Source organism: Silvania confinis, assembly GCF_025564085.1.
Classification (GTDB): domain Bacteria; phylum Pseudomonadota; class Gammaproteobacteria; order Enterobacterales; family Enterobacteriaceae; genus Enterobacter; species Enterobacter confinis.
The window spans coordinates 1-343 of the sequence record NZ_JAMGZJ010000014.1; the positions used below are offsets into that span (position 1 = coordinate 1).

The window sequence follows — 343 nt, forward strand, 5'->3', positions numbered from 1 at the left end:
CTGAAGAACCTGCCTTTGTAGTGTCCACACAGATTGTCTGATGAAAAGTAACGAGCAAGACGGCTACGAAGTCGTGACACATCGTGTCCCCTTCGTCTAGCGGTTAGGACTCCGCCCTTTCACGGCGGCAACAGGGGTTCGAATCCCCTAGGGGACGCCACTTGCTGGCTGTGGGTGAAAGGCACAACCAACGATATCTCAAAACTGGCTCAGTGAGTCACGTTTGAGATATTTGCTCTTTAAAAATCTGGATCAAGCTGAAAATTGAAACGACACACTGTGTCTGCTCTCCGTAATAAGAGCAGATAAGCGGTGTGTTCGAGTCTCTCAAATTTTCACGACA

Annotated in this window: 1 tRNA gene; it reads left to right on the plus strand. The window is 48.7% G+C overall.

The features are described 5' to 3' along the window. The first annotated feature begins 85 nt into the window (after nucleotides 1–85). Nucleotides 86–160 (plus strand) — tRNA-Glu (locus M8013_RS00065). Nucleotides 161–343: the final 183 nt, after the last annotated feature.